A 12,944-nucleotide genomic window follows, 5' to 3' on the forward strand; every position below is an offset into this window, starting at 1 on the left:
GGGCGCCCAGCGCGGCTTCACACCGGCGGACGGTGCGGGGTGCCGCCCCGCGAACGCCCTGGTTAACGCGGGTAACAACACGGACGGGACACGGTTCGGTGCAGTAAGCGCATACCGACCGGCCAGTTCGGTGAAAAGCCCACGCGGCCGTACACCCCCGAGTAGCGTGCGTCACTCCGTTTCCCCACCCCCTACCTCCCTGCGGTCCGCCGCCACGGACCCGAGCCACGCAAGGAGCCCCGGGATGTCCTACGACCCGCCGCACTCCCCGTCGTACCCGACCTACCCCTGGCAGCCGGTACCCCCCGAACCGCCGCGCCCGCACCGCGCCCCGGCCCGCGAACCCCTCGGGCACCACAGCGACCTGCGCCTGCTGCGCGGCGCCTACCGCTGGCAGCGGCGCACCGCCACCCTCACCGCACTCGGCTACTTCACGCTGTTCCTCGTGCTGTCCGCGTACGCCCCGGACGTCATGACGCGGGACCTCGCCGACGGCATCCCGGCCGGCCTGCTGCTCGCCCTGCTGCAACTCCCGGTCACCTGGCTGGCGATCGCCCTGTACGAGCACACCGCGCGCCGCCATGTCGACCCGCTCGCCGACCGCATCCGCAAGGAGGCCGAACTGGACGCGCGGCGGGGAGCGATCCGGTGACCGCCCGCGCCCTCGCGCCGGACGTCTCCGGCTTCAGCGGCTCCGCCCAGGCCATGTCGCTGGTCGCCTTCTCCGCCGTGGCCACCCTCACCCTGCTGCTGTGCGTGATGACCGGCCCGGACCGCGACGACCTCGACGAGTTCTACACCGGCTACGGCACCCTGTCCCCGCTGCGCAACGGCCTGGCCATCGCCGGGGACTACATCTCCGCGGCGACCGTCCTCGGCACCGGCGGAGTGATCGCCCTGTGCGGCTACGACGGTGTCGTACTCGCCCTCAGCACCGCCCTGTCGCTGCTGCTGCTGATGTTCCTGCTGGCCGAACCGCTGCGGAACGCGGGCCGGTTCACCATGGGCGACGCGCTGGCCCGCCGGATGCCCGGCCGCGCCGTGCGGATCACGGCCTGCGTGGTGACGATCGCCTCGCTGCTGCCGCTGATGCTGGTGCAGCTCGCCGGCACCGGACAGCTCATCGCGTTCATCCTGGGCTTCTCCAACGAGTCGCTGAAGACCGGCTGTGTCGTGGGAATCGGCGCCCTGATGATCGCCTACGCGGCGATCGGCGGCATGAAGGGCACCGCCCTCATCCAGATCCTGAAGATCGTCATGCTGCTCGGCTCCGGCGCCGTCGTCGCCGTACTGATCCTGCACCGCTTCGACTGGGACCCGGGCGCCCTGTTCCAGGCCGCGGCACGGCAGAGCGGCGCCGGTCCGGCCTTCCTCCACTCCGGGCTGCAGTTCGCCGGGCACCCGGGCGCCCGCCTGGACATGATCACTTCCGAGCTGACCATCGTCCTCGGCGGCGCCTGCCTGCCGCACATCACCATGCGCATGTACACCGCCTCCAGCGCCCGTCAGGTGCGCCGCTCGCTGTCCTGGGCGGTGTCGCTGGTGGCCCTGTTCGTGCTGGTCATCACGGTGGTCGGGTTCGGCGCCACGGCCCTGGTGGGCCGCTCGGCGATCGCGGCGGCCGACAAGCAGGGCAACACCGCCTACTTGCTGGGCTCACGGGCGGCGTTCGGCGTGGACGTGTCCACGACGGAGAGCTTCCTGTTCACCCTGGTGACCACGGCACTCTTCCTGACCCTGCTCGCCTCGGTCGCCGGGATGATCCTCGCCTGCGCCAACTCCCTGGCCCACGACGTGTTCGCCGCCCGGGTACAGGAGATGCCGGCCCGCCGGGAGATGGCCCTGGCCCGCTTCTCCGCCCTCGCCGTCGGAGTGCCCACGATCCTGCTGGCCACCCTGGTGCAGCACCACAGCCTGCAGCCGCTGGTGACGCTCTCCTTCTGCCTCGGCGCCTCCGCGCTCGCCCCCGCCCTCGTCTACAGCCTGTTCTGGCGCCGCTACACCCGCGCCGGACTGATGGGCACCCTGCTCGGCGGCTCCCTGGCCGTGCTGCTGCTCATGCCGGGCACCAACCTCGTCTCCGGCTCGCCCGTATCGGCCTTTCCCGGCGCCGACTTCAACTGGTTTCCGTTCACCACGACCGGCATCGTCTCCATCCCGGCCGGCTTCTTCTTCGGCTGGCTGGGCACGGTCGCCTCCGGCCGCCGCAAGGCGGAGGAACAGCGGCGCCAGTACGAGGCGGTGGAGGGCTGGATCCTGGCGGGCGCGGTCCGCAGGGGCGGCTGAGCCGGCGCGACGCGACGCACCGCCGCCGCGTCAGGGGGTGTCCTCCGGTTCGCGCAGCCCCGCCCCGGACGCCACCCCCTGCTCCTGCTCCACCCTGCCGGTCAGGGTGAGGAGGCTGTTGCGCACGGAGTCCATGTGCGTCTGGACCTCGTCCCACATCTCGCTGTGCTCGCGCAGCACCCGCTCTGTCTCCTGGGCGATGCGCTTCTCCTCCGTGTGCGCCTCGTCGACGATCTCGACGGCACGCACCCGCGCCTGCTCCTCGCAGCGGCGCGCGGCCTCCTCGGCCTCGCCGAGCGCCCGCTCCGCCTCGGCGACCCGGGCCTCCGCGCCGGCGATCCGCTCGGCCTGGCAGGCCTCCAGCGCGACCAGCCGCTCGGCCTCCTCGCGCCGCACCGCCGCCAGCCGCTCCGCCTGCTGCCCGGCCTGCTCGGCGGAGAGTCCGTCGATGCGCTCGCGCACCTCACGCAGCGCGGCGAGCGCCTCCCCGCGCCGCTCCTTCACTCCGCGCCGCGCGCCGATCCGCAGCTCGTCGGCCTCCGCGCGCGCGGCGAGGACGAGCCGGCGGGCATGCTCCACGGCCTCCTCGCGCAGCGCGTCCGCCGCCTCCCGGGCCGCCTGGTGCACGTCCAGGGCGTAGGCCTCGGCCTCGGCGATCTCCTCCTGCGCCGCCCGCCGCGCACCTTCGCGGACCTCGGCTGCCTCCCGCAGCACCAGCTGGTACAGGTGCGCCGCCCGCTCCCCCAGCGACTCGTACGTCTGCGGCACCAGTTCCCCGACCGTCTCGCGCAGCCGCGCCGCCTCCGCCTCCATGTCCTTGGCGAGCACGGTCAGCCGCGCGGCGCGCTCCCACGCGGCGTCCCGGTCCTGCGACAGCGCCTCCAGATAGGTGTCGACCTGATCGGGGCGGTAGCCGCGCCCCCGGACGGTCTCCAGGCCGTACGGCGTCGTCGATGCGCTGCTCACCCTGGGAGCCCCTTTCCGCCGGACATACACGACATAATGATTTAGCGCATATCCTGCTAGACCGGGCGTAAGTATGCATAACACGACACTCCGCAGAGACGTCACGGCCGAAATCTCACGCGACGACGCGCGCGAAAACACTCATGCCCTCCACGCACACGCGTGAAGGGCATGACAGAAGCGGGCCTCGGCGGGCAAGGGCTACAACAGCCCGTCCCACATCTGCTCCAGCAGCACCGACCACCAGCTCTCCGGCGAACCCAGCGCCGCCGGGTCCAGAGCGGCCAACTGCGCCTGGAAGTCCACCGTCCAGCGGCCCGCCTGCTCCTGGTTCAGCCCGTGCCGCAGCCGCCACATCCGCCCCAGCAGCGCCAGGCACCGCGCGAACTCCGGCAGACCGGTGTTCACGAACTGCGGCGGCACCGGAGCACCCCCGGGCCCGGCCTCCACCGGAACGGCCACGATGTTCGCCGTCCCGTACTGCACACAGACCGCCCGGCCGAAGTCCGTACCCATCACCAGGTACGACCCCGCGTCCGGCGCCGGCTGCACCCCGCGCTCCGCCGCCAGCTCCGCCAGCGTCGGCACCGGACGGCCCGGCTGGGCCTGCGCCCAGAAGAACGGACCCAGGTCCACCGGAAGCCCGGCCACCACCAGCGTGTGCGCCACGACCGGCGGCACACCCTGCCGCGACACCGCCTGCTGCTCGAACCGGAAGACCCCCGGCCCGAACGCCGCCGCCAGCTCCTGCCCGATGACCTCCGGCGGGACCGGCGGCGCCGGCTGCACCGGCGGCAGCGGAGCCCGCACCGGAGCCGGCCGGGCCGGGCCGTCGGCGACCTGGTGCAGCTCACCCTGGTGCGCCAGCAACTGCCGCATGCCCTGCTGCCGGCTCGCGTGGTCCGTGCCGTACGGCGCGATGCTCGTGATCCGCGCCTGCGGCCACTGCTCCCGGATCATCCGCGCGCAGTACGCCCCCGGCAGCTCGCACGACTCCAGCTCCGTGTGCAGCTCCAGCACCTGGTCCGGCGGCACGTTCATCGCCCGCAGCTCATGGAAGATCTGCCACTCCGGATGCGGCGTGCCCGGGGCCGAACGCCGGATCAGCTGCTGCTCCGAACCGTCCTGCGCGCGGTACCGCAGCACCGCCTGATACCCCGGACCCACCGTCGGCTGCCCCTGCTGCGGATAGCCGTACGCCGGAGGCTGCCCCGGCAGCGGACCACCCGGCGGCGGCATCGCACCCGGCGGCATCGGCTGCTGCGGCATCGGCTGCGGCTGCGGGGCGCCCATCGGCCCCGGAACGCCCGGGGCACCCGGCGGCATGCCGGGCGGGCCGGCCGCGGGCGGCGGCGGAGGCGGAGGCGGAGGCGGCGCTCCCGGGCCCCCCACCGGCGGCGCCGCCAGCACGGTCTCCGCGTGGTGCACCGCACCACGCCCACCGCCGGGGGCACCCGGGGCAGCGGGCGCGCCGGGAACACCAGGGGCGCCCGGAGGCTGGGGGGCACCGGGGGCGGGAGGCAGCGGCATGCCCGGCGTGGCCAGCACCGTGGCCGCGTGGGGGGCGTCGCCGGGCGGCGTACCCCCGGGAACACCCGGCGCACCGGGCGGCTGAGCAGCGCCCGGAGCACCGGGGCCCTCGGGGCCGAGCGCCGACACCAGCTGCGTCGGCACGTACCCGCCCGCGGGCGCGCCCGGAGCACCCGGCGCGGGCATACTCCCCGGACGCGCGCCCGGCGTACCCGGAGCGCCCGGCGGCGGAGGCGGCGTGCCCAGCCCGGCGCGCGGCTTGCGCGGCGGCGGCGCCGCCTTGCTCGTCGCCGCGTCCGCGATGTCCCCGGCGTTCGGCGGGAGCGGCCGCTCCGGACCGGCCGGCGGCCGCGGCACGTCCGGCACCGCACCCGGCGCCTGCGGATAGCCGTACGTCGGCGCACCCGGGGGCGGCGGAGGCGTGGCACCCGGAGGCGGCGCGCTGACGCCCGGTCCCGCGACCGGCGCGGGCGTGCCCGGTCCCGCCGGCGGCTGCGGATGACCGTACGACGGCATGCCCGGAGGCGGCGGAGGCGTGGCACCCGGCCCGGATCCCGGCGCACCAGGCACGACGGGAGCGGCGGGCGGAGCAGCAGGCGGAGTCCCGGGCGCACCCGGCGGCACGTCCGGCGCTCCCGGCCGGCCCTCGGCGGCCAGCGCCGGCGCCACCGCCGTGGGCGGCAGCGCACTGCCCCCCGACATCAGCGCGGTCTTCGCGTCCGGCGCGGCGGCCGGCGGCCGCGGCACACCGCCGTCCGGGTCACTCAGCGGCGGCGCGAACACCGTCGCCGGCAACGGCACCGAACGATCCTCACCGGAATCCGCGTTGGTGTCCGTACCCGCCCACGGCGTGGCCCCCGCGGGCGCCTCCGGCGCACTCGGCGCGCCGGGCGCACCCGGCACAACGGGCCCACCGCCAGGCGCACCCGGCGCAACAGGCCCACCGGCAGGCGCACCCGGCGCACCCGGCGCACCGGACACCCCCGCGCCCGGCGTGGCGCCCGACCCGGCAGCCGGCCACACGGCACCGCTCCCGACACCACCCGCCGCACCCGCACCGGCCGGCATCCCCGGAACCGCGTCCGAGGGCTCCGCCGCCGGCACCCCGGCCTGCGTCTCGGCGAGCGCACCCGAACCGGCAGCGAGAGCACCGGAATCCGCGGCGGCGGCCGCGGCGCCCGACGACTCCCCCGACCGGCGATCCGGAATACCCAGCTTGTCCGCCGCCTCCTGCAACCACTCCGGCGGAGTCAGCAGGAACGACGTCTGATTCAGATCCACCCGGGCCGGCGCCGGCACCGCGTCCCGCACCTCGTCGACGCGCCCGTACTCCTCCTCGTACCGGCGGATCACCTCACCCACCGGCAGCGCCGGCCACAACGTCGCCTCACCACTGTCCCGGGCGATGACGAGACGCTGCCCGCCCGCGTCCGAACGCGGCCCCTCCGCACGGTCCTCGCCCCACACCACGAAGCCCAGCTCGAACTCCCGCACCCGCACCTCACGATGCTGGTAGACGGGCACGTCACCGTTGATCCACTCCTCGGCGCGCTCCTGCGCCTGCGCAAAGGTCACCATCGCTCGCAGCTCACTCCCCCACCGGCACGGAAGACACCGGAACGGCACGCGCGAAACCGCCGTCCACCATCAGACTCGCCACCGTCTCCAACTCCGGCGGATTACCCGCCAGCCGCGACAGGAACGCGTCGAAGTCGTCACCGCACGGCAGCAGCAACCGCTCCACCCGCTCCGCCGGCGACCACGACGCGTCCACGTCCCGCGCGTCGTCGTACGCGCAGAACCACACCGAACCGAGCCGCTCACCACGCACCTTGACGGCGAGCAGACCACCCTGCACGAAACCGACGCCCAGGTAGTCCTTCGTCAGATGGTCACGCAGACACTTGTTGACGTACACCAGGTCGTTGACCGCGGCCTCGTCCCGCACCGTGAAGAACGGCTGATCCAGCAACAGCCCCAGCTCGGCGTCCAGCGCGGCACCCACCGGCGCGCAGCCGCCCGCCGCCTTCAGGAACGACCGGTACGCGCCCGGAAGGCGATACCCCAGCTCCTCCTCGACGCCCTGCACCTGCGACTCCGTCACCGCCACACCCGACTTCGGCAGCCCGAAGTGCGCCGGACGCGTCTCCTGCAACGGCCGCGTGCCACGCTTGCCGTGATCCACGCGCGTCGTCGCCACCCCGCCGTGATGCCGCAGCAGCGCCTTCACATCGACCGGAACCAGCTCCAGCCTCCGCGAACCCACCACGTGATGCCACGTCCAGCCGTGCGGCGTCGCCACATCCGGCACCGTGTCCCACAACTCGTGCCCCGCCGCGGCCAACGCCGCGTTCGCCGACACATAGTCCGTCAGCCGAAGCTCGTCGACCCCGAAACCCTCCGGCGGATCGGCGATCTCCGCCGCCGCGCGCGCGTACGCAGAGAAATCCGGGTAACCATGCTCATCGACCCGTACCCCTCTCGGGTGACGTGCCGCCCGAACCGGATCCGGGAAGTGCACGACCTGCCCGGCATAAGCCGCGTTCGGCGGCGCGGCTTGTTGCCCGAGCCGACCTGTCGTCATGGCGGTTGCCCCCTGCGGCGTTCTCTCTGGCCTGAACGGCGGTGTCGATCGCGGATGCCGACAGCCTAAGCGGTACGCGCACACCGGTCACCGGCCCGCCGTCCCACCCCGCCACATCCCGCCTCCACTTCCGTGACCAGCCGTCACCCCAACGTGACGGCATAACCCGACCCGGGCGTGTCGCGCCGCCCCAGCTTCCGCACCAGCCACGGCATTTGGCACTCTGTGTCCTTCGGGGCACACCCGGGGAGGGAAAACGCACATGAACGCCATGCAGACCGGAGGAACCGACGTGCGGGCCGGCGACCCGCGCATCGGCTGGAGCGGCCCCCCCACACCCCCCGCTCCCGCCCTCCACCACCGCCGCGACGGCATCCTCCCCACCATCGCCGCCGCCCTCTCCGTCCGCGGCACCACCCTCACCGGCACCGCCGCCCGTGGCGACCAGCCCCCCGCCCTGCACCCCCTCGTACAGGACTTCCTCGACACCCTCACCAGCGCCCAGCGCGACCGCTTCACCGGCCGCTGCGCCGAGACCATCCTCATCTCCCGGCACATCACCGCCGCCGACGCCGCCCGCAGCAAACGCGCCGCCCGCAAGCCCATGACCAACGGCGAAGCCCGCAAAGTCCTCAAACAGGCCAAACTCACCACCCGCCGTATACGCGAGGACGGCGACCCCCTCCACGGGAACTTCGCCACCCCCTGCCGCGCCTGCACCGCCCTGAGCGCCCACTTCGGCGTCCGCGTCGTCGACCCCGCCGCCGACGACTGAGCCCCCGGAACCCCGCACGACGAGAAACGCCTCGCACCACACGCACCACACGCACGACGATCGAAGGGCAGATGCACCCCGACCGCACCTCCACCACCCGCTTCCCCGTCCCCGTCGACGCCGCCCTCCGCGCCGCCGGCTGGCAACCCGGGCGCTGGGACATAAAGCAAGCGGAGTACTGGGCCGACACCCTGCGCGAGCACACCTCACCCGCCGGACACCAGCACACCGTCTTCCCCGCGGCCGTCGAAGCCTGGGCCGAGTTCGGCGGACTGCACATCACCCCCACCGGCCCCGGCCGCCAGGTCGCCCCCGCGACCCTGCACCTCGACCCCCTGCACGGCCTCCACCTCGCCCGCACCCTCGGCGACCTCGGCCGCGCCCTCGGCACCGAGGTCACCCCCCTCGGCGAGGAGACCGACACCTCCGCCCTCCTCGCCATCGACACCGAAGGCCGCGTCTACGCCCTCGACCACACCGGCGACTGGTACCTCGGCCCCGACATCGACCAGGCCCTGTCGACCCTCGTCGCCGGCGCCATACCCGCCCGCCTCACCACCGCCTGACACCGGACACCTGACACCGCCCGGCACCCGGGCACGCCGATCACCGGCAGCACCCGACTCGGCCGAGGGCGGCGACACCCGGCACACACCACGCCGGCCGCACCCCTCACACCGCCGGAATCACCGCCGACACGCGGAAACCCCCCACATCCGTCGGCCCCGACACGAACACCCCGCCCAGCGCCAGCACCCGCTCCCGCATCCCCACCAGACCGTTACCACCCGACGGCAACCCCGCCGCCGACGCGGACCCCGGCTCCGGCGGCGGCCCGTTCTCCACCTGCATCGCGATCTCCCCGCCCCGATGAGCGAGCCGCACATACGTCTTCGCGCCCCCCGCGTGCTTGTGCACGTTCGTCAGCGCCTCCTGCACCACCCGGTACGCCGTCTGCTCCACCTCCGCCGCATACGACCGCACCTCCCCCTCCACCGACAGATCGACCACCATCCCCGCCGCGGCCGACTGCCCCACCAACTCCTCCAGTTCCGACAGACACGGCCCCTCCTCGTCGGCCGCCCCGGCCGCCCGCGCCGCGGCCACCCCCACCGCCGCCAACGGCACCGCCGCCGCCCGCCGCACCGCGTCCTCCCCGGCCCGCAGCACCCCGAGCATCTCCCGCAGCTCCGTCAGCGCCTGCCGCCCCATGTCCCCCACCAGCGCGGCGTTCCGCACCGCCTTCTCCGGATCCTTCCGCGCCACCGCCTGCAACGCCGCCGCGTGCACCACCATCAGACTCACCCGGTGCGCGACCACGTCGTGCATCTCCCGCGCGATCCGCGTCCGCTCCTCGTTGCGCGCCCACTCCGCCCGCTCCTCCGCCCGCTCCGCGAGCAACTGGAGCTCCCGCTCCAGCGAGTCCGCCCGCTCCCGCAGACTCTCCATCAACCGGCGCCGCGCACCCACGTACAGACCGAGCAGCACCGGCGGAGCCGTCAGCCCCAGCGACGTCGTGATCGAGGCGAACGGCACGAACCAGTCGCCCAGCGTCAGATCACCCCGCGCCATGTCCTGCCGCACCCGCACGAACGTCACGATCATCGTGCCCACCAGCGACATCCCCGCCAGCGCCACGATGATCCGCCGCGGCAGCTCGCACGCCGCCAGCGTGTACAGCCCCACGATGCCCATCAGGAAGCCCATCTGGGCCGGCGTGATCGCGATCGCGACCAGCACGACGGCGATCGGCCACTTCCTGCGCACCAGCAGCACCGAGCCGGCGACCAACCCGAACACGATCCCCACCGACACCGGGACACCCGCGTCCCGGGCGAACGGAATCCCCTCCGCACCGCACTCCACGGCCGACACCAGCGCGAGACTCCCGTCGAGCACCGCACTGCGCCACCTGGCCCACCACCACGGGCCGGTCAGGGCCCTGGTGCGCTCTTCCCCCGTCGTGGTCATGCCTCCAGCCTACGGGCGGCGGCCGTGCCATTTCCGGTGACTTTCACCTACCTCCACACACCACACTCCGTAATCGAATGACACCTGAACCCGCCGGAATCCCTCGAACAGCTGAACCCCACCCGTTCGACCCCGGAGCCGATCATTCCGCCCGGACGGTATGCCTATGACACATTCACCGGGCAGGAACGGCAGGTACGAGGACTTCGAAACGTTGCGGAAGCGAGCGGTCGCACTGCGCCGGGAGGGGCACAGCCTCCGGCAGATCCGCGACGAGCTGAAGGTCTTCAACAACGACATCCTCAACCAGCTCGTGAAGGGCGAACCGCCCCCGGAATGGACGAAACGCCCGAACGCCAAGGACGACCTCCGGGAGAAGGCCCGGGAACTGCGCCTCCAGGGGTGGACTTACGACCGGATCCAGGCGGCGCTGGGCTGCTCCAGGAGCTCGGTCTCGTTGTGGGTGCGGGACCTGCCGAAACCGGAGCGCAAGCGCAGCCGCGAGGAGGCATCCGCCATCGCCAGGAAAGGCTGGGAAGCGACGCTGCGCATCAGGGAAGAGGAACGGCAGCACACGAAGGGTGCCGCCAAACGGGCCATCGGCGACCTGACACCTCGAGAGCTGTTCCTGGTGGGCGTCGGGCTCTATTGGTCCGAGGGCGCCAAGGACAAGCCCTACGACCGCCGGGAGAACGTCACCTTCGTCAACAGCGATCCCGGCATGATCAAGGTGTTTCTCGCCTGGCTCGACCTCATGGAGGTGGAACGCGAGCGCCTCAGGTACACCGTCATGATCCATGAGAACGCCGATGTGTCGGGCGCCGAACAGTACTGGGCCGCCCTTGTCGGCGCCGACCGGTCCTCCTTCAACAAGACGACCCTCAAGAAGCACAACCCCAAGACGGTCCGCAAGAACACCGGCGAGAACTACCGCGGCTGCCTCGTGATCAAAGTCCTGAAAGGCGCCGACTTGTACCGTCGCATCGAGGGCTCCTGGTACGGCATAGTGGAGTCCGTGCGCGAAGCCGATCAATCAAATCGGACATAGCGCACTTTCCTTCCCGGATCGTCTAAAGGTAGGACAAACGGTTTTGGTCCGTTGAATGAGGGTTCGAGTCCTTCTCCGGGAGCCCAACACCGGCGGGCCCTGACAGCACCGTCAGGGCCCGCACTCATATCCGCCACAAGCCCCCCCGGTATCCTGCGGCTGTCACCCCCACCGATCCAGAGCCGAAGGGCAACCCCGTGAGCGCCATTCGCCCGGCAGCCGTCGTCGTTCTTGCAGCGGGTGAGGGCACCCGTATGAAGTCGGCCACACCGAAGGTCCTGCACCAGATCTGCGGCCGTTCCCTCGTGGGCCATGTGCTGGCCGCCGCCCGTGAATTGGATCCGGCGAACCTGGTCGTCGTCGTGGGGCACGCCCGTGAGCAGGTCGCCGCGCACCTGGGTGAGATCGACCCCGGCGTCCGCACGGCCGTGCAGGAGCAGCAGAACGGCACCGGGCACGCGGTGCGGATGGGGCTCGAGGAGCTGGGCGGGCCGGTCGACGGGACCGTGGTCGTGGTGTGCGGGGACACTCCGCTGCTGACCGCGGACACGCTGCGGCGGCTGGCGGAGACCCATGCCGCCGACGGCAACGCGGTGACGGTCCTGACGGCGGAGGTTCCGGACGCGACCGGTTACGGCCGGATCGTGCGCGACGAGGCGTCGGGTGCGGTGACGGCGATCGTGGAGCACAAGGACGCGTCGGACGCCCAGCGGTCGATCCGGGAGATCAACAGCGGGGTGTTCGCGTTCGACGGGCGGCTGCTGGCGGACGCGCTGAAGAAGGTGCGGACGGACAACAGCCAGGGCGAGGAGTACCTGACGGACGTGCTCGGGATCCTGCGTGAGGCGGGGCACCGGGTGGGTGCGTCGGTGGCCGGTGATCACCGTGAGATCGCGGGGATCAACAACCGGGTGCAGCTCGCTCAGGCGCGTCGCATTTTGAACGACCGTCTGCTGACGCTGGCGATGCTGGACGGTGTGACGGTCGTGGATCCGGCGTCGACGTGGGTGGACGTGACGGTGACGTTCGAGCGGGACTCGGTGGTGTACCCGAACACGCTGCTGTCGGGTGCGACGCTGATCGGCGAGGGTGCCGAGGTGGGTCCGAACAGCCGGCTGAACGACACCCGGGTGGGTGCGGGTGCGCGGGTGGACAACACGGTGTCGGACGGTGCGCGGATCGGTGCGGGAGCGTCGGTGGGTCCGTACGCGTATCTGCGGCCCGGTACGCGTCTCGGGGCGAAGGCCAAGATCGGTACGTACGTGGAGACGAAGAACTCGTCGATCGGTGAGGGGACGAAGGTTCCGCATCTGTCGTACGTCGGTGATGCGACGATCGGTGATTTCTCGAACATCGGTGCGGCGAGTGTGTTCGTGAACTACGACGGGGAGAGCAAGCACCACACGACCGTCGGGTCGCACTGCAAGACGGGGTCGGACAACATGTTTGTGGCTCCTGTCACGGTCGGGGACGGTGCTTACACCGCTGCCGGGTCCGTGATCACGAAGGATGTGCCGCCCGGTTCGCTGGCCGTGGCCCGTGGTCAGCAGCGGAATATCGAGGGTTGGGTGGCTCGTAAGCGTCCTGGGAGCGCGGCGGCGAAGGCGGCCGAGGCGGCGTCCCGGCAGGGTCCTGACGAGGACTGACGGGAAACGAGTGCGTCGAACACGGCGTACCGTGATAAGTGGACAACCGCACCCCTACCAGCTGATTCGGCCTCTCGCGCCCAGCCGAGTGGCGGTTTGAGCAGCCGGCTGGCTTTTAGAGACCTCTGAGGAGACTGT

General features: G+C 72.4%; 10 protein-coding genes and 1 tRNA gene. 7 read left to right on the forward strand and 4 right to left on the reverse strand.

All coding sequences use genetic code 11. The features are described from left to right. Positions 1 to 244 precede the first annotated feature (244 nt). Together AB0924_RS10505 and AB0924_RS10510 are read left to right on the forward strand one after the other, a co-directional pair. Entirely contained in the window at positions 245 to 652 is a 408-nt protein-coding gene (locus tag AB0924_RS10505) for a DUF485 domain-containing protein (RefSeq protein ID WP_358928843.1), read from the forward strand. A gap of 53 nt (positions 653 to 705) precedes the next feature. Continuing rightward, positions 706 to 2,286 carry a cation acetate symporter gene (locus tag AB0924_RS10510; protein ID WP_366911223.1) on the forward strand — a complete coding sequence of 527 codons (1,581 nt, stop codon included), beginning with the start codon at positions 706 to 708 and terminating at the stop codon, positions 2,284 to 2,286. Positions 2,287 to 2,316: 30 nt separating this feature from the next. Here AB0924_RS10510 and AB0924_RS10515 read toward each other — a convergent pair whose 3' ends face one another. The 3 genes from AB0924_RS10515 to AB0924_RS10525 form a co-directional block, all read right to left on the reverse strand. Continuing rightward, entirely contained in the window at positions 2,317 to 3,252 is a 936-nt protein-coding gene (locus AB0924_RS10515) for a cellulose-binding protein (RefSeq protein ID WP_358928841.1), read from the reverse strand. A 201-nt stretch (positions 3,253 to 3,453) separates the two neighbouring features. Further along, complete coding sequence (locus AB0924_RS10520) at positions 3,454 to 6,360, reverse strand: SUKH-4 family immunity protein (RefSeq protein ID WP_366911152.1); 2,907 nt, start codon at positions 6,358 to 6,360, stop codon at positions 3,454 to 3,456. 10 nt (positions 6,361 to 6,370) lie between these two features. After that, positions 6,371 to 7,366: an SMI1/KNR4 family protein gene (locus tag AB0924_RS10525; protein WP_358928837.1), complete on the reverse strand. Its 996-nt coding sequence runs from the start codon at positions 7,364 to 7,366 to the stop codon at positions 6,371 to 6,373. A 262-nt stretch (positions 7,367 to 7,628) separates the two neighbouring features. Between AB0924_RS10525 and AB0924_RS10530 the strand changes: the two genes are divergently transcribed. Together AB0924_RS10530 and AB0924_RS10535 are read left to right on the forward strand one after the other, a co-directional pair. Continuing rightward, positions 7,629 to 8,141: a YwqJ-related putative deaminase gene (locus tag AB0924_RS10530; RefSeq protein ID WP_358928835.1), complete on the forward strand. Its 513-nt coding sequence runs from the start codon at positions 7,629 to 7,631 to the stop codon at positions 8,139 to 8,141. 71 nt (positions 8,142 to 8,212) lie between these two features. Further along, complete coding sequence (locus AB0924_RS10535) at positions 8,213 to 8,707, forward strand: SUKH-3 domain-containing protein (protein ID WP_358928833.1); 495 nt, start codon at positions 8,213 to 8,215, stop codon at positions 8,705 to 8,707. A 106-nt stretch (positions 8,708 to 8,813) separates the two neighbouring features. On the opposite strand, the gene AB0924_RS10540 is transcribed toward AB0924_RS10535, so the two are convergent. Continuing rightward, positions 8,814 to 10,112 carry a histidine kinase gene (locus AB0924_RS10540; RefSeq protein WP_366911153.1) on the reverse strand — a complete coding sequence of 433 codons (1,299 nt, stop codon included), beginning with the start codon at positions 10,110 to 10,112 and terminating at the stop codon, positions 8,814 to 8,816. A gap of 166 nt (positions 10,113 to 10,278) precedes the next feature. Here AB0924_RS10540 and AB0924_RS10545 point away from each other — a divergent pair, with 166 nt between their 5' ends. The 3 genes from AB0924_RS10545 to glmU all read left to right on the forward strand — a co-directional run bounded on the left by AB0924_RS10545 (position 10,279) and on the right by glmU (position 12,806). Next, a complete protein-coding gene (locus AB0924_RS10545; RefSeq protein WP_366911154.1) occupies positions 10,279 to 11,160 on the forward strand; it encodes a helix-turn-helix domain-containing protein in 882 nt (293 codons plus the stop codon). An 11-nt stretch (positions 11,161 to 11,171) separates the two neighbouring features. Further along, positions 11,172 to 11,242: transfer RNA gene (locus AB0924_RS10550), tRNA-Gln, on the forward strand. Positions 11,243 to 11,357: 115 nt separating this feature from the next. Then, entirely contained in the window at positions 11,358 to 12,806 is a 1,449-nt protein-coding gene (gene glmU / locus AB0924_RS10555; protein ID WP_358928827.1) for a bifunctional UDP-N-acetylglucosamine diphosphorylase/glucosamine-1-phosphate N-acetyltransferase GlmU, read from the forward strand. The last annotated feature ends 138 nt before the right edge of the window (positions 12,807 to 12,944 follow it).

Origin of the sequence: Streptomyces sp. NPDC047869 (assembly GCF_040704065.1) — a bacterium.
GTDB lineage: Bacteria > Actinomycetota > Actinomycetes > Streptomycetales > Streptomycetaceae > Streptomyces.